This window comes from Paenibacillus popilliae ATCC 14706, assembly GCF_000315235.1.
GTDB lineage: Bacteria > Bacillota > Bacilli > Paenibacillales > Paenibacillaceae > Paenibacillus_B > Paenibacillus_B popilliae.
This window is the reverse complement of record NZ_BALG01000267.1, coordinates 1-215: the sequence shown is the minus strand read 5'-3', so window position 1 is coordinate 215 and position 215 is coordinate 1. Positions and strand designations below refer to the sequence as shown.

General features: G+C 54.0%; 1 protein-coding gene. It reads right to left on the bottom strand.

The features are described from left to right. The coding region (locus tag PPOP_RS26045; RefSeq protein WP_422730656.1) for a DNA-binding protein at window positions 1–208 on the bottom strand (208 nt) is incomplete at its 3' end. Window positions 209–215: the final 7 nt, after the last annotated feature.

The window sequence follows — 215 nt, the reverse complement described above, 5'->3', positions numbered from 1 at the left end:
CACGTTCTGCTTTTAATCGTTCGTTAGCTAAACCTGTGGCTATTAACCAAACCTCAGCCATCATCCGCGCCGCAGCCTCATCCAATACTGGCGGTAATGGCTCCTTAATAGGCGCGTCCGACTTCTCCTGCACTGCCCTAAACTCTGACATAGCCTCGCTAATCGTCGTATAGCTGCCGCCACCGACTACCCCACGCACAGCTGCCAACGTTGGA